This window comes from Leptotrichia sp. OH3620_COT-345 (genome assembly GCF_003932895.1).
Classification (GTDB): domain Bacteria; phylum Fusobacteriota; class Fusobacteriia; order Fusobacteriales; family Leptotrichiaceae; genus Pseudoleptotrichia.
The window spans coordinates 17,274-40,522 of the sequence record NZ_RQYW01000006.1 but is presented as its reverse complement, the minus strand read 5'-3'; the positions used below and the strand labels follow the sequence as shown (position 1 = coordinate 40,522).

The 23,249-nt window shown below is 29.8% G+C and carries 25 protein-coding genes; 1 reads left to right on the top strand and 24 read right to left on the bottom strand.

The features are described from left to right. Nucleotides 1–55: 55 nt before the first annotated feature. The 9 genes from EII29_RS04940 to EII29_RS04905 form a co-directional block, all read right to left on the bottom strand. Entirely contained in the window at nucleotides 56–373 is a 318-nt protein-coding gene (locus tag EII29_RS04940) for a PTS fructose-like transporter subunit IIB (RefSeq protein ID WP_125236434.1), read from the bottom strand. A gap of 51 nt (nucleotides 374–424) precedes the next feature. Beyond that, nucleotides 425–916, bottom strand: a complete 492-nt coding sequence (locus EII29_RS04935; RefSeq protein WP_125236433.1) for a PTS sugar transporter subunit IIA — start codon at nucleotides 914–916, stop codon at nucleotides 425–427. A gap of 414 nt (nucleotides 917–1,330) precedes the next feature. Then, complete coding sequence (locus EII29_RS04930) at nucleotides 1,331–2,374, bottom strand: PTS fructose transporter subunit IIC (RefSeq protein ID WP_125236432.1); 1,044 nt, start codon at nucleotides 2,372–2,374, stop codon at nucleotides 1,331–1,333. 42 nt (nucleotides 2,375–2,416) lie between these two features. Then, a complete protein-coding gene (locus EII29_RS04925; protein WP_125236431.1) occupies nucleotides 2,417–2,731 on the bottom strand; it encodes a PTS fructose transporter subunit IIB in 315 nt (104 codons plus the stop codon). A 166-nt stretch (nucleotides 2,732–2,897) separates the two neighbouring features. Next, nucleotides 2,898–3,095 (bottom strand): hypothetical protein, encoded by a 198-nt coding sequence (locus tag EII29_RS04920; RefSeq protein ID WP_125236430.1) that lies wholly within the window; start codon nucleotides 3,093–3,095, stop codon nucleotides 2,898–2,900. Then, nucleotides 3,064–3,195 (bottom strand): hypothetical protein, encoded by a 132-nt coding sequence (locus EII29_RS13025; protein WP_255411016.1) that lies wholly within the window; start codon nucleotides 3,193–3,195, stop codon nucleotides 3,064–3,066. Before EII29_RS13025 ends, EII29_RS04920 begins: the two co-directional genes overlap by 32 nt. A 66-nt stretch (nucleotides 3,196–3,261) precedes the next feature. Beyond that, nucleotides 3,262–4,068: a histidinol-phosphatase HisJ family protein gene (locus tag EII29_RS04915; RefSeq protein ID WP_125236429.1), complete on the bottom strand. Its 807-nt coding sequence runs from the start codon at nucleotides 4,066–4,068 to the stop codon at nucleotides 3,262–3,264. A 25-nt stretch (nucleotides 4,069–4,093) separates the two neighbouring features. Further along, nucleotides 4,094–5,359 carry a class II D-tagatose-bisphosphate aldolase, non-catalytic subunit gene (locus EII29_RS04910; protein ID WP_125236428.1) on the bottom strand — a complete coding sequence of 422 codons (1,266 nt, stop codon included), beginning with the start codon at nucleotides 5,357–5,359 and terminating at the stop codon, nucleotides 4,094–4,096. A gap of 192 nt (nucleotides 5,360–5,551) precedes the next feature. After that, nucleotides 5,552–6,424: a MurR/RpiR family transcriptional regulator gene (locus EII29_RS04905; RefSeq protein WP_125236427.1), complete on the bottom strand. Its 873-nt coding sequence runs from the start codon at nucleotides 6,422–6,424 to the stop codon at nucleotides 5,552–5,554. Between the two features lie 227 nt (nucleotides 6,425–6,651). On the opposite strand from EII29_RS04905, the gene aphA reads away from it, so the two are divergent. After that, nucleotides 6,652–7,380, top strand: coding sequence for an acid phosphatase AphA (gene aphA / locus EII29_RS04900; RefSeq protein ID WP_125236426.1), 729 nt, complete (start codon nucleotides 6,652–6,654; stop codon nucleotides 7,378–7,380). Nucleotides 7,381–7,694: 314 nt separating this feature from the next. On the opposite strand, the gene EII29_RS04895 is transcribed toward aphA, so the two are convergent. From EII29_RS04895 to EII29_RS04825, 15 genes are all read right to left on the bottom strand, one after another. Continuing rightward, nucleotides 7,695–10,427 (bottom strand): glycoside hydrolase family 38 C-terminal domain-containing protein, encoded by a 2,733-nt coding sequence (locus EII29_RS04895; RefSeq protein ID WP_233573257.1) that lies wholly within the window; start codon nucleotides 10,425–10,427, stop codon nucleotides 7,695–7,697. 1 nt (nucleotide 10,428) lies between these two features. After that, nucleotides 10,429–11,610, bottom strand: coding sequence for a PTS fructose transporter subunit IIC (locus EII29_RS04890; RefSeq protein WP_125236424.1), 1,182 nt, complete (start codon nucleotides 11,608–11,610; stop codon nucleotides 10,429–10,431). 27 nt (nucleotides 11,611–11,637) lie between these two features. After that, nucleotides 11,638–11,946: a PTS fructose transporter subunit IIB gene (locus tag EII29_RS04885; protein WP_125236423.1), complete on the bottom strand. Its 309-nt coding sequence runs from the start codon at nucleotides 11,944–11,946 to the stop codon at nucleotides 11,638–11,640. A 16-nt stretch (nucleotides 11,947–11,962) separates the two neighbouring features. Next, a complete protein-coding gene (locus EII29_RS04880; RefSeq protein WP_125236422.1) occupies nucleotides 11,963–12,397 on the bottom strand; it encodes a PTS sugar transporter subunit IIA in 435 nt (144 codons plus the stop codon). After that, nucleotides 12,397–14,460 carry a transcription antiterminator gene (locus EII29_RS04875; RefSeq protein WP_125236421.1) on the bottom strand — a complete coding sequence of 688 codons (2,064 nt, stop codon included), beginning with the start codon at nucleotides 14,458–14,460 and terminating at the stop codon, nucleotides 12,397–12,399. The genes EII29_RS04880 and EII29_RS04875 overlap by 1 nt, the downstream gene beginning before the upstream one ends. A 395-nt stretch (nucleotides 14,461–14,855) precedes the next feature. Beyond that, the gene (locus tag EII29_RS04870; protein ID WP_125236420.1) at nucleotides 14,856–16,298 is read right to left on the bottom strand and encodes a TrbI/VirB10 family protein; all 1,443 of its coding nucleotides are present in this window, start codon (nucleotides 16,296–16,298) and stop codon (nucleotides 14,856–14,858) included. 16 nt (nucleotides 16,299–16,314) lie between these two features. Continuing rightward, nucleotides 16,315–17,130, bottom strand: coding sequence for a TrbG/VirB9 family P-type conjugative transfer protein (locus EII29_RS04865; RefSeq protein WP_158612469.1), 816 nt, complete (start codon nucleotides 17,128–17,130; stop codon nucleotides 16,315–16,317). A 27-nt stretch (nucleotides 17,131–17,157) separates the two neighbouring features. Further along, complete coding sequence (locus EII29_RS04860; protein ID WP_125236418.1) at nucleotides 17,158–17,901, bottom strand: DUF481 domain-containing protein; 744 nt, start codon at nucleotides 17,899–17,901, stop codon at nucleotides 17,158–17,160. A gap of 161 nt (nucleotides 17,902–18,062) precedes the next feature. After that, nucleotides 18,063–18,305, bottom strand: coding sequence for a VirB3 family type IV secretion system protein (locus EII29_RS04855; protein WP_125236417.1), 243 nt, complete (start codon nucleotides 18,303–18,305; stop codon nucleotides 18,063–18,065). Nucleotides 18,306–18,320: 15 nt separating this feature from the next. Then, the gene (locus EII29_RS04850) at nucleotides 18,321–18,821 is read right to left on the bottom strand and encodes a hypothetical protein (RefSeq protein WP_125236416.1); all 501 of its coding nucleotides are present in this window, start codon (nucleotides 18,819–18,821) and stop codon (nucleotides 18,321–18,323) included. A 9-nt stretch (nucleotides 18,822–18,830) separates the two neighbouring features. Further along, nucleotides 18,831–19,634 (bottom strand): hypothetical protein, encoded by an 804-nt coding sequence (locus EII29_RS04845; protein WP_125236415.1) that lies wholly within the window; start codon nucleotides 19,632–19,634, stop codon nucleotides 18,831–18,833. Nucleotides 19,635–19,651: 17 nt separating this feature from the next. Beyond that, on the bottom strand, nucleotides 19,652–20,383 hold the full coding sequence (locus EII29_RS04840) for a hypothetical protein (RefSeq protein ID WP_125236414.1): 732 nt from the start codon (nucleotides 20,381–20,383) through the stop codon (nucleotides 19,652–19,654). Between the two features lie 3 nt (nucleotides 20,384–20,386). Then, the gene (locus EII29_RS04835) at nucleotides 20,387–20,665 is read right to left on the bottom strand and encodes a hypothetical protein (RefSeq protein WP_125236413.1); all 279 of its coding nucleotides are present in this window, start codon (nucleotides 20,663–20,665) and stop codon (nucleotides 20,387–20,389) included. Nucleotides 20,666–20,713: 48 nt separating this feature from the next. Further along, the gene (locus tag EII29_RS04830) at nucleotides 20,714–20,947 is read right to left on the bottom strand and encodes an HU family DNA-binding protein (protein ID WP_158612468.1); all 234 of its coding nucleotides are present in this window, start codon (nucleotides 20,945–20,947) and stop codon (nucleotides 20,714–20,716) included. Between the two features lie 14 nt (nucleotides 20,948–20,961). Beyond that, nucleotides 20,962–23,235: a hypothetical protein gene (locus EII29_RS04825; RefSeq protein WP_125236411.1), complete on the bottom strand. Its 2,274-nt coding sequence runs from the start codon at nucleotides 23,233–23,235 to the stop codon at nucleotides 20,962–20,964. Nucleotides 23,236–23,249: the final 14 nt, after the last annotated feature.

The following is a 23,249-nucleotide window of genomic DNA, read 5'->3' as shown; positions in this document are numbered from 1 at the left end:
TATGTTCTACTTGCTGTATTCTATTTTCACATATATACCTGATCTTGAGTTTCCTCTATTTCCTATTTTTCAGAGCTTCTTCTATTTTCTCTATTAAAACCGGTGCTTTTCTTACAAGATCGCTTATTCCTATCCTAACAATAGTTTTCCCTTCAAATCTTTCAGTATTTTTAAGTCCTATATCCGTTGTCAGAACCACTACATCTGCAACATTTACTTCTTCCTGAGTGATTTCATTTTCCAGCCCTATCTGTCCTTGAGTTTCCACTTTAATTTCATGTCCCCTTGCAATAGCCGCTTTTTTCAAAGCTTCTGCTGCCATATATGTGTGTGCTACTCCTGACGGACATGCAGTTACTCCTACTATTTTCATATTTTTCACCTTTAATGAGATTCCCTCATTTCCTTTCTATATTAATTTATTTTAAACTGTCTTTTCTTTTTCCGAATACTCTTTCATCAGTTCTATTACCTGAGTTGCTGTTTCAGCTCTATCCAATCTTTCTCTGAAGTCGTCTTCCAATATTGCCGTAGACAATTTAATCAGTATTTTCAGATGCTCCTCACCTTCATTTTCATCTGAAACTCCTATCATAAAAATATGACGGACTTTCTCATCTTCAGACCATTTTATTTCGTTTGCAAGTCTAAGATAGGCAATAGAAGCCTGTTTTACATATTTACATTTCCCATGAGGTATTGCGAAAGAAAACCCTACTGCTGTTGCAAATACTTTTTCTCTCTCCTTTACAGAATCCATAAACCCTTTTAGGGCTTCTTCTTCTCCGTACTTTTCACTTTGAAGTCTTTTTTCTTCCATTATCAATTTTCCCATTACATTTAAAATTTCTTCCTTATTATCTCCTTTAAAATCAAGGAAGATAAGTTTTTCACTTATTAACTCTCTTATATCCATATTTTTTACCTCTCTATTTTATTATTCTTCTATTTTTAATATACCTTATTTTATCGTTTTGTCAAGTTATTTATTTTTTTTTATTTTTTCTTATCATTTTTTATTTATATTTTGAAATTAAAAATATAAATAATTGTTGATACCCTCCATGTTATAAAAGAAAAAACAATTAACTCGGATAATCCGACTTCAAATAAATTAACTCTAAATTTTATATATCTCCAAACAAAAAAGCTGTTCTAAAAATTAAAGCAACTTATAAACTGTAAATAATATCTTTTTCAAAATTATAAACTGTTACTTTTTCCCATTTTATAAAAATGACTGAATATATTTTTTATCTTAGTATAGAGTTCTTTAACTTATAAAACAGACTTTTTTTAAATTGTTGAAAATCTTTCATTTATGATTTTTTTACTTTTCTTCATTTATGTCGGGCTTTGTAAAATGGAGTATAGCTACTGAAATTAAAGTTCCTAAGAGCATTGACAGTATAAACCAAAGCTTTCCGTTTACAACGGGTAAAACAATAGGTCCTCCATGTGGAACCAATGCTTCCACTCCGTTAGCCATTCCTAAAGCTCCTCCTACCGCACTTCCTATTATAATGGCAGGCAATACTCTTTTCATGTCTTTTACTGCAAAAGGAATTGCCCCTTCGGTTATTCCTATAAGTCCCATAAAAAAGGCTGAAATTCCCAAGTCTTTATCTTCTTCAGTATATTTTTTAGGATCTATGAATGTAGATAAAGCCATAGCCAATGGAGGAATTGCTACTGCTATTCTGTGAGCTCCGTTCGGTGCATATATTCCTTCCGCCATAAGTGCCAGTGTAAAAGCAGTCGCCGTTTTATTAATGGGACCCCCCATATCTACTGCCGTCATTGCACCTATAATTATTCCCATCAGAATTGCGCTTCCTCCTTGTAAAGTTCCCAATGTATCTACAAGGCGATTCATAAGAAATCCTATTGGTACAGCTATTACATAAATATACAACATTCCCAGAACAAATGTTGTAACAATAGGAATAATAAGTATCGGCATAATTGTACGTATAGTTGCAGGTACTTTCCATTTTTTACACCAGTTTACAAAATATCCTACAGCAATCCCCATAATCATAGCACCTAAAAATCCTGTTTTTATTTGCCCCGATCCTATAGGATTATTTGCCACATACCCTAATATCATTGCGGGAGCAAGAGCAGGTTTTCCTGCTATGGTATTTGCTATATATCCCGATAGGATAGGAATCATCATTGAAAAACCTGCAATACCCAAGTCAATCAAATTTTTCATAAATTGATTCGTCACTTCCATTCCCTTATCCGTAGGTTTACCTGTTGCCAATGCTATTGCCAAAAACACCCCTCCTACCACAACCGCAGGCAACATAAATGATACACCGGTATTAAATGCTTTCTGTAAATCTTTCAATATTTTATTATTTTTCATTATATACAGCACCTTTCTTTAATTTAGCATAAAATTTAATATTTACAGTTTTTCCGCTTTATCTATTATTTCAACTATATTTTTTATTGCTTCTCCCGGTTCAACTCTTATGACTTTTCCCCGGTTTTCCTTTTCTTCAAATCTTTCTTCTCCTTCTATTCCTATTCCCACTGCCAGTATTACAATATCTGCATTGTCTATGATTGTCTGCTCCAACTCATTTTCTATTCCCATTCCTCCCTGTGTTTCAACTTGTACATCATAACCTCGTTTTTTACATTCTTTTTCTATTGCCGCCTGAGCCATATATGTGTGTGCTATTCCTGTGGGACATGCAGTCACTCCGACTACTTTCATAACTTTCACCTCTCTTTTTATTTTATATTAATTTCTTTCTCTTTCCGCATATCTTTATTACTTCATTTTTCTGTCGGCATTATTCAGCCTTTTTCCAAATTGATCTTCCTGTATTTCCGTAAATAAATTTTATAAGTATTTCAAGATATCTATTCTCCGCTTACCGCTATCTGAATATATATTTTATTTTTTCTCTGTTTTCCCAGACAATTTCCTTGAAAAACCTCACATATCCCAAATAAACTTCTCCCACATACCCAAATTTTCCTTGAAAAACAGCAAAAGAATATCTTACAGCTGTGAAAAATGGCTCTTCCCTTTTTTTAATATTTTCAAATAACCCCATGAGCTTCCTTTTTGTCATACTTTTCAGTTTCCGGTTTATTTTCTTCTGATATTATCTTATTCAGTTGAAATAATATTTCTTCCTTATCCTTTAAATCCATGTCAATATATAGTTTCATTTTAGTTCCTCCTTTCTTTATTTTTGACAGTTATACAAAAGTATTTCCGTTTATAGTTTTTTCTTTTTATATATCTGATATGCTTAAAACTTCTTTTTTCCTCTTATTGTAAGTAAAAACATTTTCAAAACCGATCTCTTTTAATAACTTCAATATTTTCAAATTATGTTTTGCCAGATTTTCACAACAATGCGAATCAGAGCCTATCGTTATTATTTCTCCTCCGAGTTCTCTATAAAGTTTTAAAATATCGGTATTAGGATAAGGTTCTCCTACTTTATTTTCATACCCTGAACCGTTTATTTCTATGCCTATTCCTCTACTAATCACTGCTTTTAAAATTTTTTCAATGATTTCCCTATAATCTTCAAAAGTATAATTTCCAAGCGTTTCATATGCATAGCGTTTCATCAAATCCATATGTCCCACTATATCAATATCTGAATTTATTATCATCTCGTAAACTTCATTGAAATAATCATAGTAAACATCATATTTTCTTTTATTACTCATATACTTTCTTAATTTCATACCGTTTATATTGTGAACTGAACCTATTATAAAGTCTATTTTCATTTTTTCCAGCTGTTTTTCCAAGTCTTTTCTGTACTCCTTCAAATGAGGTTCTCCTATTTCAAGTCCTCTTTTTATTTTAAGTTTTCCTTTAAATTTTTCCTTTGCTTTTTCAGTTTCTGAAAAATATTTTTCGTAATTCAGAACTCCATAACTTATATCCCTCGGATCTACACTGAAATGTTCTGTGAAACATATTTCCGACAACCCTATTTCTAAACCTTTACGAGACATTTCTTCTATGGAATTTTCCCCATCAAAAGAATTATCCGAATGAATATGAAAATCGACTATTTTCATTATTAATCCGTTCCTTTCCTTCATTTTATTTCATGCTTAGAAGCCTTGAGGTATATCCCGGCAGATTAAAACATTCCACATATTTATCCAAAGATTCTTTTAATTTATATATTACATATTTTTCAGCATTTATCCCCGCTTCTGACAGATTTTCAAACAAATTTTCAATTTCTTTTTTTACAATCTCATTGTTAAATGTATAATGTCCGCTTATATCAGTTATTATACTTATTATTTCCTCATTTTGTAAAAGCTCTTCTGTTGTTTTTGAGACAGTATCGTCAGTCATCCATTTTTCCCATCTTCTACTTGTAACCGCCTCTCTTCTTATACAGTTTTTTAAATTTGATTTTTTTGAAATCACCTTTTCTCGATATAGCATTTCTTCCAGTTCTACCAACTTCAAATAAGCCCTTGTTTCCACAGTTCCATATTCAGGAGCTACATTCATAGCAGTTATTCCCAAAGCAGGATGCCCCAAAAGTATTCCCTCATCCTGATAATCTCCATTATGTTCTTTCAAGCCTACTCCATATTTTTCCGCAACTGCTGAAAGTTCTCTCGATGCTTCGGCATTAAAGTGACCTATATTTTCTGTAAGTCTCGTCAGTGTCCCTGTCTGTCCCACTATAAAACACGGGTGAGGCAAGTTCTTTTTGTCCAATTCTTTCATTAATTCCTGAATAAAAAATTCATAAGATTCAACTGATGTAAGACCGCCATTCGTTTCTTCGGTCCCTACTTCATAACTTATTTCAGGTAAGCCTCTTACCAGTCTTTCCTTTTCCACATACTCTATCAGCTCTACAGTTCTTCTCAATACTACATTCACATCTATAGCTTTTCCCACTATATAAGGATCTTTTGTAGGATCAATATGCAATAAATCAAATCCGTTTTCCAAATCTGCTATATACGACTGTTTTCCAAGTTCCATAGCATCTTTTTCAGAAAGATGTTCTTTTCTTTCTTTGTCCCTCTGCCAAGGTCCTCCATGATCCCTGCATAAATAATACATCCCTTTAAAACCTGTCTCATCTGCTATATTTTTTATTGCATCTGAAAAAGCTTTCTGATCCCAGTTACATACATATCCTCCTCCTAATTCTTTAGAATCTACTTGATTTCTGCTTGCTATGAACATTAAAGGAAAATCCTTTTCTTTTGCTAATAAAATACCCGCTTTAATCAACATTTTCGACATAGGACCTATCCCCAACATACTTGCTCTATTTTCCTTTGTCATTTTTAAACCCCTACTTACAACTTCTGTCAATGTTATCTTATTCATTTTCTATTTCCTCCTTAATTTGTATTTTATTTACAAAAAAATATTTATTTGTAATTTAATTACATACAAAGTATACCATATTTTTTTACAAAGTCAATCTATTTTTGTAAATTTTATACAAATTATAAAAATAAAAATACCGTTAATTCCTGTTTTTCTAAATTAAATACAGTCCTTTAAACGGCTTTTCATTTAATAAATTTTTCCTATTGTCAAATTATTAATTTTATCCAATCTTTTTGTATATTTTTTATAATCGCTCACTATTAATCCCATATACAGCATATCTACTATTGCCAGTTGAGACATCCTCGAAGACATTGTTTCACTGTAAAAGCTGCTTTCGGTATCTCCTGTAAACATGACAATATCCGCATATTTTGTTATTACTGAAGCTTTAAAATTTGTCAAAACAAGTGTTTTTGCTCCCGACTCTTTAGCAATTCTAAGAGCATCTACCGTATCTTTCGTTTCACCTGAATGAGATATGGCAATGGCTAAATCATTTTTACCTAAATGACAAGCACATAGCTGCTGCAAATGATTATCCGAATATGCACGACAATTAAGTCCTATTCTGAGAAGTTTGCTCATGAAATCGTTCCCTATACTTCCTGAATTTCCTACACCGTAAATATCTATTATATTCGCTTCTGCAATCATTTTTACCGCTTTTTTATATGTCTCATAATTTAAAAATTTAAATGTTTCTTCAAGAGCCTTCACTGTTAATCCTATTATTTTAAGAGGAATATCTTCAAGTTTATCATCAGATGTCACATGTAAATCCAACAACAAATTTATATTTTCCGTTTCAGTCACATCACCTCTACCTGACTTCAATAGCTCAATCCTAAATTCCTTAAATCCCTCATATCCCATTGCCTTTGTAAATCTCACTACTGTTGGTGTGCTTACTTTACTGTTTCTGGCAATTTCTTCAAGTCCCATTTCTTCTATTTTATATCTGTTGGCTAAAATATAGTCTGCCACTTTTTTTTCAGATTTCCTCAGTTCTTTATATATTTTCCTTATCTTATTTCCTAAATCATTTTCTGAATCCATAACTTCTCCTAACAATATTAAACTTATTTTCCATATGCACATGATAACTTAGATAGTCAGGAATGTCAATATGAATATTATCCATTATTTTTTAATCAAAAATAGAAAAAATTTTAGAATAATACAATGAATTTCTAAAAATCAATAAAAAAATAACTTAATTTTAATTGGAAAAATTTCAAATTAAGATATAATATAATATATTATATTAACTTTTAGGAGGTTTTATGAAAAAAATTTTTTTAATATTAACGGTTTTGTCATCTATTTCATTATTTGCAGCAGGACCTAAAGTTCCTTATACTCATGAAGGATTCTACACAACTGAAAAAGTTCAGAAAGCAATTCACTTTATTTCTGTAGATGATATTAAAAAAAGTTTGGAAGGAAAAGGACCTATCAATGTGAGTTTTGATATCGACGATACATTGGTTCATTCAAGTGGTTATTTTATTTATGGCGAATATCATTTTCAGATTCCCGGACATGAAAGAGGAAAAAGAAGCTACCTGAAAAATCAAAAATTCTGGGATTATGTTGCCGAAAACGGTGATGAACATTCTATTCCCAAACAATCTGCAAAATCTCTCATAAAAATGCATTTGGAAAGAGGAGACAACATATTCTTTATAACAGGTAGAACTAAACATTCAAAAGATAAAAATTACACATCAACGAAACTCTCTAAAACATTACAAAAATATTTTGATTTACCTAAGGAGGTCTATGTGGAGTATACCGGTGCCACTCCTACGGGGGGATATAAATATGACAAATCATTTTACATTAAAAAACACAATGTTTCTATTCATTACGGAGATAGTGATGACGATATTTTAGCTGCAAAAGAGCTTGGAATTAGAGGAATCCGTGTTCAAAGAGCTTACAATTCCACTAATTCTCAAAATCTTAATGGAGGATACGGAGAGGAAGTTTTAACTAATTCTGCATGGTAATTATTTTCTATAAATAATTCAGTGCTTCAAACAAGGTAGTGAATTTTTATTTATATACTTAAATCTTCTGAGTTTAAAATTTTAATTCAATTATTATATATACGAAAGTTAAAAGACAAACTCATTCTAAAGAATATCTCAAAATATTTAAACAAAAATTAGGAGAAAACTGTCTTTCAAAAAATCATTAGGCTTTTTTTAATGATATTTTTAATAATATCTATTTTATAAATTAAAAATAATAAATAAGATTGTGTAAAGATTTTAAACTTCTTTATTTACACAATCTTTTTTCTTTATTTCCTATTTTTCCCCTATTTCACTTTAATACTTAAAGCCTGGCAAGTTTTCACTTCATTAATTCTTATACTGTTCTCTGAATTCTTTTCATCTCCGATAATAGTAAAACCAATATTATTTATAACAGTTTCTTCATCAAATTTTACTACAGATACATCTGAAGTCCCCTCATTATATTTCATATCAAAATCAGTTTTAAATATGTCATCAGGATTATAAATACGGATAATAACGGATTTCTCCTTTTCAGCCTTTTTTACCGTACTCAAAACACAATTTCTATTTTCAAATGAAAACAATGAATAATTAAAAGGTAACCTCTGAATATCGGGTTTATTCATTAAAAAGAATAAATCCACATTTTTAAATTCTGCAGCTTGATAATATTGAAAAGGCGTCAAATATTCCTTAGCTGCATTTGCAATTTTTGCAGAACAATACTCTCCTTTTTCTATAAAAATTCCGAAATTAAACTCCATTTTTTTTAACAGTTGTGCATCGGGAGTTTCCCAATCAGCCATGCCCGATGCCCGTCCCGGTCTATCTTTCAAGTCGGATTTTCCCATTTTAGGAACGGATCTGAATAATGTAAGGGCTATCGTATCATATTTTTCTCCTATTATCTGGTATTCTCTGACACAATCAGTTATAATGCTCACATTTTCACACTTATTTCCAAGAGAAACAAAAGATTGCATAGGTTCTATAGTTCGAGGTTTTTCATTCCATCCGTTTTCTTTCCAGTTTTCTACTTCAGGCAAATAAACAGGTCTTCTTATTATTCCGAACTGTTGATCGGCAATAGATTCAACACTTTCTATTCCTGTGTTGAATAATACTCGTACCCGATGCTCTATGGATTTATTTTCAACTTCTATATTTACTCTTAAAAGAGAACTGTTTTTTTCCAAAAACAATGTCACAATAAATTCCGTTTCAATGTTAGTTTTATTTTTCCCCCTCATAGCTAAATTATAAGGCAACGACATTTTCAGAGAATATTTTATTTTACTTAAAAGAGGATTATTTTTTACTTCCAATATTTCAGTTTTAGAATTTCCACTTGTTAGTATTCTGTCATTATAAGGCTCTGAATAATCATAAGTATCGCCGTCATCACCTGAACTTTCCAAAATAAGAAAACCTTTCTTTGTAATATTTTCCTTTTTATTTTTCATAATAAGTGAACCGTTTTCACAAACTGTCACATTTAAAATTTTATTTTCAATGGAGTTTTGTTCTTTTATTGTTGAATCAATTTTTGAAACAGGCTTGTATCCGTTCTCATTCTTTTTTCTTTCTCTCATAAAAAATGTCTTATATCCCATAGCGGGAATATTTTTAGCATAAATCAAAATCGAAGTTTTATATATTTCAACATTTTCTTTTATCCATTTCGGTTCATCATTTGTATTAAACCCTACTTCAGATTTCATTTTATTTTTTATCCGCTCTTCCAGTTTTACACTTTTCAGAATTTCACTTTCATGAACATTACCGGTAATATCATAAATTTCGACATCATCAAATGGAGTAAAAATTTCAGCCTTTAAAATTCCACTTTTTTCATATGGCAGAAAATTGTAAATCTGAAATTGAAATACATCTTTTTCAGGAATCCCCGAACCTATTTCCCTCATTTTAAGTTCATTCAGATTATCTACCAACGACTTGACAGTATCGTACCTATATTCTATATTTTTATTCGTTTCGTCTGAATTGCACATTCCTATACTGTCATGTGCTGCATTTTCTCCCATAAGTTTCCATATTTTTTCAAAAACTCTATTTTCATATGTAAATCCCAGTTTATAAGCTATTGTATTTAAAGGTTCGGATACATTAACAATATAATTTTCATTTTTGTTATTTTTTATTTTCAGGTCGGCACGAGTAGAGTAAATAGATTTATGTACTCTACTGAACTGTCCTGAAGTCATTTCTCCCTTTACTGTTTCATAAGAAAAGCCGTTGTTTTCCATTTTTTTCATTGTTCCGTCTATAGTGGAAAAATAAAAGTTACAGTCTTTATGTAAATTATTCAGTTTTTTTATAATTTCAGGAAGATTTTTTCTTATAGGACGTTGGTCTTCTCCATTAAACAATGTTAAAATTCCTACATTCGACCTTCTGTCAGTTTCATCTTTCAGTTTTTCTACAATGTAATTTAAACTGTCTTCCTCTGAAGTGAAATAAACAAAATTACCATATCTGTCCAAATACACATTAAATACACGGCTTCCATCAGGAGCTTCCCAATAAAATTCATTTTTAGAGTAACATTTATCACTTAGACCTCTTTTAAACGTATTATGAAAAATATTAAAACCATTAAGTATCTGGGGCATCTGTGCCGACTGACCGAAAGAATCAGGCATATATCCTATTCTCATATAGTTACCGAAATATTTTGCTCTTTCAATACCATAATACAAATTCCTTATGATGGATTCTCCGCTTATTACCATTTGGTCAGTCTGTGTATACCACGGCCCTATTATGAGTTTTTCCTGTGAAACAAGCCTTTTTATTCTTCTTTCATCATCAGGATGAAATTCCAGATAATCGTCTATAATTGATAATTGGGCATCCAGTAAAAAATATTTGAAATCAGGATTTTTTTCAAGGACATCGAATATTTCCCTGAAATGGTTCAGAGAATATATTTTTGAACGTGATGTAGTAAAATACCATTCTCTATCCCAATGAGTATGGGGAATTATAGGAAAATCATATTTTTTTTTCATTTTAATCTTCATCCACTTCCAATCTGCCCTCTTTAATCAGCTTATTTCTATATAAAACATTACACACCGCTATAATAATCGAACCTACAGCTATACCTATAATATATGAAGGAAGATTTTTCACTAAAGGCCATGCCCATACTGCCGATTCAGGAAACCATTGTACAGCTCCAAGAGCAATACCTGAAAATGCACCGATTACTGACGAAACAACATATAAAGGAATGGTAAATCCGGGATTTTCTAAAGCAAAAGGTATCGCTCCTTCTGAAATCCCCATAAAAGCTAGAAAAATTGAAGTTTTTCCTGCATCATAAAACTCACTGTTATAAACTTTTCTCCCTACAAGCTTTTTATCTATCAGCGTTGAAAGACCCAATCCGATTGACGGAGTAACTATTGCTATTGTTCTCGCTGTTATCGGCAGCACTTTTTCAGTTGTGAAACCTAAAGCCACAAATCCGGCAGCTTTATTTACAGGACCGCCCAAATCAAATGCGGTTGTAGCCGATAATACAAGAGCATACACATATTCACCTGCAGCTCCTGCAGCTTGCAGTAATGCCCTTATCTGTAAGTTTATCCAACCCCCTATTGGAGTTATAATAAAAATCATCACTACCATACAGAAAAGAGATGATAGTAAAGGAATAAGGAATGTTGACTTAAATGCCAACCAGTTTTTAGGCAAATTTATACTTTTATTCAAATATTTTACAAAATACCCTACAACAAGTGCAATGGCAAATGCACCTAAAAATCCTGACGGAACAGGAGTAATTTTATCCCACACACCTTCAACCTGACTTATTACAGCTATCGGTTTATTTGCTACATATCCTCCTATAAAGCCCGCAGCAAGTGCAGTTTTTCCTCCTATTGAATTAGCAACAAATGCAGCGAACATAGGAATAGCAAATCCAAAAAGTGTAAATCCGAAACTTTCCATAAGCGAAGCCAATTTCAATAACTGCAAACTCATTCCTGTGTATTGTCCTGATTTAACGGCATCAAGTATAGAAATACTCGGATCAATTTTAAAAATTACATAAGGAACAACTTGTGAAAATGCTCCTATAAGTCCTCCCATTATTAATACAGGAATCATATATGATATTCCCGTCATCAGATGTTTATAAAACTCCTGCCAGAAACCGTTTTTTCTTCTTTTCAATTTAGCCATTTTAAATACCTCCTCTATTTTTTAGAATTAAAGTTCATTTATTATTTCTTCTAAAATTTCTTTACCTTCTCTTATAGCTTCTTTTAAAGTTATCTCGTAAGAATCAGAATTTTCAAATCTTTCCATACCTTGAGGTGTAATTGCCAAAGCCAAAATTACAGCATCAGCTTCGGCTATATCTTTTTTTGTCAGCTCATTCTGAATACCGTCAGCTCCCTGAGTTTCTACTTTAATTTCCACTCCCAGTTCCTTTGCCGCTTTTTCCAGTGAATCAGCAGCCATAAATGTGTGTGCAAGTCCCATAGGACAAGCACATACTGCAACAATTCTTTTCATGTTTTTTCCATCTCCTTTATTCTAAAATTAATTTTAATATTTCATTTTTATCATTCTTTTTTCCCAGATTTTCTCTAAATTTTTCATCAAGAATCTTCTTAGACAACTTCATTAAAATATCTATATGTTCACCGGCAGAGAATAAAGGAATTCCCAACAAAAATACGTATTTTACATTTTCTTCATTATCCCCCCAAAATATTTCATTTTTCAGCTTTGCAAAAACTATTTTAGGATATTTTATATAGTCTGACTTTCCATGTGGAACAGCCACTTTAAACCCTACAACGGTATTTTCGATTTCCTCTCTTTTTAAAATATCTTCAATAAATCTTTCTCTGTCAATAAGCACATGATCAGATATAGTATCTACCATTTTTCTTATTACCTCACTTTTATTTTCTGTTTCAAAGTTAAGTATAATATTTTCTTTATTTATAAAATCTTTCATTATTCTATCTCCTGTTCTTCCAAATATTTTAAATAATCCATCACTTCTTGAGAAGTTTTGCTGCTTAACAATTCATCTTCAAATTCAGTCTTTTTAAGATATTCATTCAGCTCAAGAACCGCCTGAAGATGTTCATCTTTATTCCTTGAAGCAAGGCATATTACAATTTTTATTTTATTTCCAAAAAACTCAACTCCATTTTTTAAAGTTACTATTGAAAATCCCGTTTTTTTAACATTTTTCAGAAGTTGACCATGAGGTAAGATTGTCCTGTCAGTTATTAAAATGTATTTCCCATATTGAGTAACCTGATTTTTCAGTTCTTCGATATATTCTTCAGTTACAAGTCCCGAACTGACCATTATCTCTCCTGTAAGTTCTATCAATTCATCTAAAGTTCCAACTTCCACGTTTAACCTTATACTACTTGAACATATCAGATTTCTAAAACTTTTTTCCCCGTTTTTTTTCTGTTTTGTATCATCATATATATTTTCTCCGAAATTAGCCATTAGTTTTTCTTTTAGTTTTTCTTCATCAGAAATATTTTTTATGGAACTTAATAATTCAGACAGTTTTATTTTTCTTTTTCTTTCTACTAATCCATAGTTTTTTAATTTTATAATATCTTCTTCATTCATAATAGCATTAACCGTTATAACATCTATTCCTTCCAGACTGAAATCCAATGTAGATATGACAATGTCGGATTTTTTTAAATAATCATACTTTTCCAACTGATTAAAAGGGATAATATCAATTATATCTACTTGAAAACGATTATTAATATTTTCATATAAAAATCTTGAACTACTATATCCGAGACCGCATACTATTAGGACTTTCGGTTCTTTTTGAGAAATATGTCCCGAATTGTTCCTTTCTACAGCCCTTTGAATCATTATCGTTATAAATGCAGTTTCTTCATTATCAAAAGGAATATTTATAAAGCGAGAAATATTTTTTAAACTTTCCTCCGTTTTTTCGTATAAATTAGAGTAAGTATTTCTTACATCTTCTAAAATCGACTCTGTTAACGGTAATTTATTTTTCATTCTATAAATTGCCGGTTTTAAATGATTCAGGAGTTCTTTCCTCAGTATCACATCTCTGCTTAAATTTATCTGTAATTTTATACTCAAATTTTCCAAAAACTTATCTATCATGCTTTCTATCATAATCCAGTTAAGAAAATATGAATATTCCAAATTATAAGAATAAGAACCTAAATAAAAATCAGTAAAATAAAGTATATCCTTTTTATAAATATTTTCTGTTTTCTTTAAAATTTTCGATATTTCTCTAAACTCAGGAGTTCTTATCAAAAAATTCCTATTTTCCACTTCATTTTTTATAAGTTTTCCTTTTTTATTCCTAATTTCTGAAACTGATAAAAAAATCTCCAAAGTTTCAAATGCTTCATCACTAACAATTTTTTTCGTTTTTTCAGAAATATCCCTTATTATTTTTGTAAAGCGCTTCCATCGGGAAACATTTAAAAATTCTTCCACAATCTTTTTAAACAAAACATACTTCAGACTATTTTCCTTTGTTATTTTAAAATAATAACGTAAAATATTGATAATATACTTTCTTATATCTATTTCATTTCCATTTACTTTATATCCTTTATTATCCATATCTATTGAAACATTATAATTCGAAGTCCTTTCATTTAACTTTTTAAGGCTTTGTCTTAAAGTCGATTTACTGAAATTATACTTTCTTGAAAAGTAATTTAATATAAAATGATTTTTTAAAAGAAAAATCTCATAACTAAGTAACTCCACTCTTTCATCTTCGGACATGGAATATTCTTCAAGTTTTATATTTTCTATTTTTTCTCTTATTTTTTCCTCTGAATAAAGTATGTCTAATTTATTATTAGCAACTTCTATTATTTCCCTGCCGTATTTCTTTTGAAAAAAACTGTTTAACTCATCTATATCATATCTTATACTTCTATCTGTTATATCATACAGTTCTGAAATATTCTTTATACTTGCTTGATTTCCCGAATTTAAAATAAAATTTATAATATCAAAATGTCTTTTTTTTATCATATATACCTCTCCCTATATTTATATAATATATCTATTTTTATGTTTTGCAAGATTTAAAACTTTTCAAATTTTTCTGAAAAAATTTTGGTGTCTTATTAAGCAATATAAAAATCGACCTCTTAAGTTATTTCCTTTCAGATTTAACTTTGAGAGGTCGTATGTTTTATCTTATATTATTAAAATAACTGTATTAAAACAATACAGTGAAACTCATTTTAAAGTCCACCTGACTTTATACGAAATAATTATCATATTATTTTCAGTTCACTTTAAACTTATCTCACTGTAAATATTGATAAAAAATATTATAAACTTTATTATGGATTTTTTAACTTATTTTAAAATCACATAATTCCATATCCTGAAATTTCTCTTGATACAAACGGAATTTTTCACTAGTAAGTTCGTTTTCTATATTCTTCAAGAACTATTTCATTTCCTGTAAGAACATTAAGCCTTGTTCCAATAGGAATTTTTATACGATTTTTTACGGAATTCCAAGATTTATCTATAACATCCATCGTATCCCTTACAGAATCGACGGGATCATTTACAAGAGCTTCCCAAGTAGCTCTCGTAACCCTGTCGGAATTTCTCGCCAAAGCTTTTGCTTTCCTGTAATCAAGAATAAAGTCTGCAACACTGAATGAAACGGCAAGAAGAGTTTTTCCCAATCTTTGGAGAAACTTCGTATTTAGCTGACCTTTTGCTCCGATTTCACCCTTAAGGTCTATTATATTGGCATTATCAAATGCTATTATTCTATTATTAGGAAGTATTATTTTATCCACTACCATAAACATTCTCGTATCATTATTATTCTTTAAAGCCATGTAATTCCCTATCAGCTTACTTCCCATAGGTATAAGTATTTTATGCCTTCCATCTTTGGAATATACATTTTCCGACACTATCGCCATAAAATATGATGGATTATCACTATTCATCTGAGTAGTTATCGCAATAGGTATATAACTTCCCTGTTGTAGTGAAAATGTATTTACTCCGTCAGCTTTTGGCTGTATCTTAGGTCTTACTCTTATCTGCTGCCGACCGCCTCCTGTCTCATTCTGTATTCCCTGTTGACCCTGTAATGTATTTCCGTTATTGGAAGCTTGTATATTTGAACGTCCATTCGACAAATTTCCTCCTGAAGATGAATTCCCTCCTGAAAAGGAATTTAACGAACCTGATGACGGCTTCTGTATATTTCTCGACTGATAAGGTTCAGGCTTATACGGTTCAGGAATTTCCTGTATTACTGATGGACTTGAAGAATATGCAGGAGCTTGTTGCTGTTGTACCGTTGCAGGAGGAAAATTCTGGTTCTGTCCCTGACTCGTGATTATATTGGCACAGTTAGGATTATTTATATTTGCCGGATTATCGGGATTAGCAGTATCACACGGCTCGTTTATATTTATTGTCGCATCCTGTGTTTGCTGTCCTCCTACATCAAGATTTCCTGTTTCATTCGCAGTAATAGAATCTGTTTCTCCTGTATATACCGGTTGCTCTTCACTTTTGTTCTGTACACTTTCAGTCTGTTTTTTTTCTGCAGATTTTTTTATCATTCCCGGTATGGCAAGAAGTCCCAGTATAAGAAACATTCCTGCCGCTATCACAATTACAAGAAGATTTTTCTTATCAAGGGGCTTCTTTTCCTTATTTCTTTTATCATTTCCGTCGAAAGAAAAGTTTCCTTTCTGATTTTTTTCTTCGTCTTCTTCAAAATCGGATATATTACCTATATCCTCATCTTCATCAAAAAACTGTATTTCATCCGTATCATCAGCCATTATATCCATATTATAATCATCATTTCTATTATTATACATTTTTTTGTCCCCTTTTCTATCTATGCTTTATAGTCAGTTGTTTATTACCTAATTTAAGAACAGCTTCAGTAATTTTTCTATGTACAATTATTTTATTAAATTCATATTCAAAGTTTACTACTTCAAATTCCTTACTTCCTACACCTTTAACCATTATTACAGGAGCTTCTTGTATATTTTCAGGCATTATTATTACAGTTTTTACTCCATCTGTAAATACCTGTGTAGGAGAAAAAGGAAGATTTTTATTTGATATTAAATAATTGGAATCTATCTTTTCCAAATCTACCATTATAGAATTTTTGCCTACAGATGACATATTTCTGTCATTTCTTGTAATAACTGTCGTTTTCATAGTATTCCCTGCAACGGGATAATTAAATTTTACAAGAGGATTGAATATTTCAAGAGTGGAATAAAGATTAAACATATATATTCTTTTATTTGTCATTACATTTACATTTGACGTTATATCCAAATCAGTCGGTCTTATAAAAAGATAAATTGAATTGTCAGCTCCTCCAAATTCCTGCTCCATTTCAAAATTTGTATTGTCTCCTCCTATAACTGCTACTATATCCTCTTCAGGCTCAAACTTAATCATTGTTACAAAATCAGGTGTCACATAAACATCATAAATACTATCTGTATAAAAATCAAAAGTTGTAGCAACTCTCTTTATTGCATCCTGCTTTCCTGATATGAGTTTTTTTACTTGCATTTTTGATATTGCTTCATCACTTAAAAAATTATTTTTAGCCACTGCATTTCCATGAAATCCTACCCCTAATATAATCAGTATTCCTGTTAAAATGTTTTTAAATTTTTTCATCATTTTTTCTCCTTTTTATTATATGAACTATTTATTTATTTCTTCATCAAAACTAAACCATTTTCTATAGTCCGTTTCTGTTTTTTTATTTATTTCTTTATTTTTTTCTTCTTTATCTAAAACTGATTGCGGAGTTTCCTTTTTCTCAACTCCTGATACGGTTTTTACAGGAAGCATAGATATAAATTCCGATTTCTCTGTTTTTCCATTATCAAATACATATCCTATCGTTATTCCCAATTGATGAACTCTGGAGCTTTTTCCTTCATACTTCACACCGTTATGATCTATATCATAAATCAAACCTAACGAAAAGTTTTTCCACTCGAACCCGGCTTCAATTCCCGTATATAATCTTGACTTAATCCCCGAACTTTTAACATATGTCCCCATTCTTTCAAAATTTTTTTCTGAACTGAATGACAGTCCAAGCTTGTATTTATTATACACTTTCCATTCACTGTTAATTTTCCATTCAGGTTTGACCCCTCCATATACTGAAGCAATATTCCCTAAAGTTTCTTTTGTCTTATCATTTTTCTGTTTAAAATTAAATTCGTATGCTACACCTGCTCCCACTTTAAAGTTATTTTTCTCAAAGGGCAGCCATTCAGCTCTGAGATTAAACCCTTGACTGATTTTCTTAGTTCCATTAATATTAACATCTGTTTTTCTTTGAAAATTATAATGTCCTCCAAGAAAAAATTCATCTGCCATTGCATTAATACTAAATATAGCAGCTAATGCCGGCAGGATAATTCGCCTTACCATTTTTTCCGTTCTTCTTTCCCTAATATATTATTTCCTCAATATTTATTTCTCATAATTTTTTCTTTATTTTTTTAATTTTAATTAAACCATATATACTTCAAAGGAATTTTATTTAAAAAATTTTAACCCCTAAATCCGTTACAATGAAATATCATTTACATTTATGCATCAAGTTTGTCTTCTTCCTTTAAATGCTTAAACAGTAAATCTATCTTGTACATATCTGAAAAACATATAAGACGGCAAGCTATCATCAGAAGCCATGCAATTACAAAACACATAAAATTTCGAGTAATCAGATAAAGCATACCCGTAAGTCCCATTATAATTTTAAATGTAGTCAACGGTACTCCCATTACTTCCATTTCATCCATAAGAGATGAAAAGATCGGTCGTTTTTTCATTTCTTTTTCTCTCCTTTATTTGAATATTTTTTCGGCATTTTTCTTGTCTATAAACACCTTTTCAGCAAAATTTATATTAAGACTTTCTATTTCGGACATATCCATTTTTCCCGGTAATGTAAGAACTCTTTCAGCTGATTTTTTAGTACATATTCCTTCTTTTCTCGCAAAAGTTTTCACTTGTCCGTTACTATCAAAGAAAACCGAAGTAATCCAGAATTTTTCTTTCTGACAAATTATCCTTTTCCCTTTTGGGATAAATAAAACCCCTATGTTACTATATCGTCCGATTTTTTCCTGAATATAATAATATGTTCTATTATCATCAGTCAAAAGAAGCCTGTATTTTCTGTTTCCAAATTCAAAATCGGAAAAATATTTGTCAAGAACACTTTTAGCATTTTCAGTAGTTGCCGTTGTAAATGTTCTTTGTATAAAATGTGAACTTCCAATTTTAACTTTTCCATAAATTGAAACTGCTATAATCAGTATCGGAATCCATATAATTTTTCTCATTTTCCTCTCCTATTTGATAAATAAATCTATAATATTACTTGTAAATATAAATCTTTTTCCTTTTTCTTTAAATGTAGTTATTTTTTCCCTTATAAGAGCTGTTTCCGGCAGTTTTTTAATACCATGTTTTACATCAATGCATTTCCGTTCCATAAGTGCATATTTCTGTGCAATTTCTTCGTTTTTATAAAGCGGTTCTATAAAATAAAGTATTTTCCCTTTTCCCGTACTTTCACTTTTGATTACATACTCCGCTTCTCCTATTATAAGAGGCTTTATCAACCTTACATTAAATTCATTAAGAGTTATTTCATTTTCAGGAACTACAAATAAAGGTATTTTTAAAAATCTCGGGATCTCCGAATTATCCGCTATATCTATAAACAATTCACTACCTTCAAGGGATATACTTTCAAAATTTATAAAATCTCCAAGATTTTTTTCTACATTTGTTCTGAAATTTATTACTGCACCTTTCCTAAAATATACATTATTCTTAAATCTTATAGAGTTTTCATCTTCATAATTTTTTAGATTTGCATTTTCAAATTTTGTTGTAGAATAAGTATACAAATCACTTCTTATTACTACGTCCTTTCCAAAAATAAAATAATCCTCCGTTATCTCATCTGCTTTCAGAACTTTTACAGTATAAGAATTTATACCGTCTCTCACTTCATTTTTAAAACCTGGAAGTCTGTGAACCGTTTCAAAAGACTGATTTTCAATCCTCACTGAAAACGGTATTTTACCAAAAACATTCAAAACCGCAAAATATAATAATATTATTATTCTCAATTTTAAATTTTTCATAAATGCTCTTTCTCCTTTTAATATTCTACCAATTCTTTCAACATTTCATAACTTACAATATCGTTTAGCCTGCTTTCTATTTCTTCATATAACTTTTCTTTAACCGTATTATCAATTATTCCGTTATGTTTTAAAGAAAAAAGTCCTGTTTCTTCAAAATTTGACAACGTTTTTTCTTTTCTCTCAGTAAAACATCTTAAATCACTCATTTCAAATATCTCAACTATCCGATATCCTTTTTTTATATCTATATACGAGCCTATCAGATTTATAATTTTGTTTAAATTCGAACTGTAATAACCGAGTTCTATTTTAACTTTTTTATAAAAAAAGCTCATATTGTTTTCATTTTTATGTACTATTTTATTTCCGGTAACTGCTATAATAAGAAATTTAGCTTCTTCTTCATCAAACTCAACTTCCAGTTCCGTTATTTTTGTTATTATTGAATTGTGTTCTGTTTTATCAGATAACTGCATCTCTATAACAAGGTCAATAAATTTGAATACTTGTTTTTCCGACTCCGGACTATCTAAAACTTTTTTAACATGCTTTTCAAATGTACCATTGTCATAATATGTCTTTATAGCTAAAAAGAAACTTTCAGTTTTAAATGTATTAGTCAGATATCGTAAATCATACATTTTTCCTTTATATTCAAGATAAATCTTTTTCTTCCCAAATTCTCCCATTGTGAACAGAAAATTTATTTTCTCTTTATTGAAAAAAATTGTTCCTACCAGAGTCATTTTCTATCCTTCCCTTTGTTTTTTCTTTCTTAATTCACTGATTTCTTTTTCAAGCTTTTCAATCTTTATTTTCATAATAACTTTCTCCCCTTTATGCTGAAAATACATACAAAGAAGTATTTCGAGAAACTTCATAACAAGCGGTTTATTATCAAGAAATCTATCATCATAAATTTCGTCCAGTTCATTTTTTTCAAGAAAATTGGAAATTCTCGTATCATCCATTACTTTTCTTAACTCACTATGCTTGTTTTCAATAAATAGCTCAAGCTTTTTCTTCATCTGATGTTTTCCTTTCTTTTTTCCTTTTAATTAGATTATTAATTAAAATTAACTCAAATCTTCTTCTTTTTTATTTTTTAATATCATGGAAGGTTTAAAAATCCTTTTTCCTTCTTCATCTGTAATAAATTTCCCCAGTCCACTTATCATAACAGTATTCCCCTTTTTTATTTCCTGCGAAAGCAATTTGAAAATGTTGTTAAAATGTTTCTTACTTTTTGAAAAGGGAATTTTCTCTTTTTCGGAATATTCCTTTATCAAGTCGTTTTTATTGAGTTTCACCACAATCTCCTTCCTTAGACAAATATTTTGTTCAAATCAAAAGATCGAATCAAACAATCCACAGTATTTTGCATATCTTTATCAAATGTATTTCTATTTTTCATAGTGAAAGTTGCCGAATATTGTTCTTTTTCTCCGAAAATATTTTCACTTCCCCTTAATTCGCTACAACTTTCCTCATAATAAAAATAACTGTCCATCAGAGCATCTCTGAAGACTTCCAGAAGTTCTTCGGCTTCCTTTACTGTTTCCCGATTGATTTTTTTTATATTTTCTTCATTATTTAAATGTAGTGAAAGAAAATAACTTTCCGTCTTTTCGGAAAATTCTCGGAGATAATCATATTCTTTTATAGAAGTTAAATTCTGTATTAAGAAATTATCTTTTAAATTCAACATATATATTACATCCGTCACAACACTTAAATATATTTTTTTTAATTTCCCGTTTAATTTAAGAAAGTAATCACTATTTTTTATCTTATTGTAAATAATTATAAGAAAGAAAATCTTCATATATATAATAAGATTTGTATCGTCCTGCTCATTTATGTCTGTTCCTATGCTGACTTTTACAGCCATTTTGCTTTTATTCTTATACTTTTTTATGAGCTTTTCTTTGAGAATTTCCACAGATTCATTCCTTTTTCCATTTATTTTCTCGATATCTGCCGAATATCCGCTTATCAGTTCTTCAATTGTTCTGAAATCGGTTTTCATTATTTTTTTCATTATTTTCTCATTTTCGAGTCTTATATTATCTGTAAGATTATGAGTTATAAATATATCATCTTTAGAAATTTTATCTCTACTTATCTGAATTTCGCATTTCATATGTTTTTCGAGATATTCAACTGCTATTTTATAATTTCTCAGTATATTTTTTTTACTGTTAAGGTCCTTATTTACTTTCTGTATAAGAATATTTATAAATTCTTTTATCATATTTATTTTCTGGCGTTTTGTACTCATACTGTATAAGTTCTTTATTTCGTTATACTTTACCGTCATACTTTTTTCAAGATTATTAAAAATATTACTTAAAGCCTGTTCCACTTCTACAGATATTTCTTCAATTTCATTGTATTGCTCTATCCCTGCATAAAATTTTTCTATAAACTCTGTTATATATCTTTTTAAATTTCTATTATCATTCATGAAAAGCATATTTACAAAGTCAAGTATTGCAAAATCGATATTCAATTTATATATTTTCAGACTCTTTTCAAACACTTTATTTCCATTTTCATCCGCAAAATTTACTTCGGATATACAGCTTCCGTCTATGGAAGTAGTACTGTATATACTTTTATTGCCACACCCCGTTGCTAAAAGAAAATAGAAAATTTCCGGATTCAGTTCTTTTTTCATTTCTTTCAAATTATTTTTTTCTATAAAATCTCTCATAACTTTATTTACAGTATATGTATCTGCTCCAAATTTCAAAAAATCCATATTTTGACTGAGCTTTAAAAGATTAGATTTATCTTGTTTATACCTTGTAATAAGTAAGCTATAAAAATAAATAAACCACGTATTGGAATTAAAAAAAATTTTTAAACTGTTCTCAGGATTCTCCCTTTCTATAATGAGATTAATATATATAGCTTTTATACTGTCTTTTATTATCCTTAAAAGATACGTTCCGATATTGATTTCCTCTGTATTATATTCTTTAATTTCTGTAATATTGAATGTATCAAATATTCTTTCAATTTCGTCATAACATTTTCTTATCTTTATATCCATTGAAACTTTTTCTTTAATTATACTATCCAGTTCTCTGTTAGATGAGTTAAACTTTTGAATTACTTGTTTTAATATCTTATCTCTCTGATTTTTCCCAACATCACTAACAATCAATACAAAAATCTGCTCACTGACTTTATAAATATCTTTCAATAAATCGTATAATTTTTTTCTGCTTTCATTTTCAAAATGCATTCCACTTATTTTTCGTATTTTTCGTAATTTTTCTTCGTAAGATTCCATATTTTCCTTAATAAAGTTATTCAATATTACTTTATAAAATCCTTCATTTTCACTGTTTTCAAGTTCAATGAAATAACCAAAAACCAGAAGGTGTAAAAAAAATCTGCTTTCCAGTTTTATATTATTTCCGTTAACATTTATTAAAAATATACTCTCAATTACATTAATTACATCTTTTACATCATTTCTAAAATCAAATTCCACATCTGTTATCCTATTTAACAGTTTCCTATAAATACTATCAATCATGATATAATTGTAATTTTCTGAATTTATATTAAGTATAATATCCGACATTTTTCTTTTCTCTC

Excerpts from the sequence above, each read along its gene's own strand:
- EII29_RS04855 (WP_125236417.1), bottom strand. The coding sequence starts at position 18,305 with ATGAAAAAACGACCGATCTTTTCATCTCTTATGGATGAAATGGAAGTA.
- EII29_RS04930 (WP_125236432.1), bottom strand. The coding sequence starts at position 2,374 with ATGAAAAATAATAAAATATTGAAAGATTTACAGAAAGCATTTAATACC.
- EII29_RS04845 (WP_125236415.1), bottom strand. The coding sequence starts at position 19,634 with ATGAAAAATTTAAAATTGAGAATAATAATATTATTATATTTTGCGGTT.
- EII29_RS04825 (WP_125236411.1), bottom strand. The coding sequence starts at position 23,235 with ATGTCGGATATTATACTTAATATAAATTCAGAAAATTACAATTATATC.
- EII29_RS13025 (WP_255411016.1), bottom strand. The coding sequence starts at position 3,195 with ATGAAACTATATATTGACATGGATTTAAAGGATAAGGAAGAAATATTA.
- EII29_RS04840 (WP_125236414.1), bottom strand. The coding sequence starts at position 20,383 with ATGACTCTGGTAGGAACAATTTTTTTCAATAAAGAGAAAATAAATTTT.
- EII29_RS04880 (WP_125236422.1), bottom strand. The coding sequence starts at position 12,397 with ATGAAAGATTTTATAAATAAAGAAAATATTATACTTAACTTTGAAACA.
- EII29_RS04890 (WP_125236424.1), bottom strand. The coding sequence starts at position 11,610 with ATGGCTAAATTGAAAAGAAGAAAAAACGGTTTCTGGCAGGAGTTTTAT.
- EII29_RS04875 (WP_125236421.1), bottom strand. The coding sequence starts at position 14,460 with ATGATAAAAAAAAGACATTTTGATATTATAAATTTTATTTTAAATTCG.
- EII29_RS04905 (WP_125236427.1), bottom strand. The coding sequence starts at position 6,424 with ATGGATTCAGAAAATGATTTAGGAAATAAGATAAGGAAAATATATAAA.
- EII29_RS04920 (WP_125236430.1), bottom strand. The coding sequence starts at position 3,095 with ATGACAAAAAGGAAGCTCATGGGGTTATTTGAAAATATTAAAAAAAGG.
- EII29_RS04940 (WP_125236434.1), bottom strand. The coding sequence starts at position 373 with ATGAAAATAGTAGGAGTAACTGCATGTCCGTCAGGAGTAGCACACACA.
- EII29_RS04835 (WP_125236413.1), bottom strand. The coding sequence starts at position 20,665 with ATGAAGAAAAAGCTTGAGCTATTTATTGAAAACAAGCATAGTGAGTTA.
- EII29_RS04915 (WP_125236429.1), bottom strand. The coding sequence starts at position 4,068 with ATGAAAATAGTCGATTTTCATATTCATTCGGATAATTCTTTTGATGGG.
- EII29_RS04870 (WP_125236420.1), bottom strand. The coding sequence starts at position 16,298 with ATGTATAATAATAGAAATGATGATTATAATATGGATATAATGGCTGAT.
- EII29_RS04910 (WP_125236428.1), bottom strand. The coding sequence starts at position 5,359 with ATGAATAAGATAACATTGACAGAAGTTGTAAGTAGGGGTTTAAAAATG.
- EII29_RS04935 (WP_125236433.1), bottom strand. The coding sequence starts at position 916 with ATGGATATAAGAGAGTTAATAAGTGAAAAACTTATCTTCCTTGATTTT.
- EII29_RS04885 (WP_125236423.1), bottom strand. The coding sequence starts at position 11,946 with ATGAAAAGAATTGTTGCAGTATGTGCTTGTCCTATGGGACTTGCACAC.
- EII29_RS04925 (WP_125236431.1), bottom strand. The coding sequence starts at position 2,731 with ATGAAAGTAGTCGGAGTGACTGCATGTCCCACAGGAATAGCACACACA.
- EII29_RS04860 (WP_125236418.1), bottom strand. The coding sequence starts at position 17,901 with ATGGTAAGGCGAATTATCCTGCCGGCATTAGCTGCTATATTTAGTATT.
- EII29_RS04865 (WP_158612469.1), bottom strand. The coding sequence starts at position 17,130 with ATGAAAAAATTTAAAAACATTTTAACAGGAATACTGATTATATTAGGG.
- aphA (WP_125236426.1), top strand. The coding sequence starts at position 6,652 with ATGAAAAAAATTTTTTTAATATTAACGGTTTTGTCATCTATTTCATTA.
- EII29_RS04895 (WP_233573257.1), bottom strand. The coding sequence starts at position 10,427 with ATGAAAAAAAAATATGATTTTCCTATAATTCCCCATACTCATTGGGAT.
- EII29_RS04850 (WP_125236416.1), bottom strand. The coding sequence starts at position 18,821 with ATGAGAAAAATTATATGGATTCCGATACTGATTATAGCAGTTTCAATT.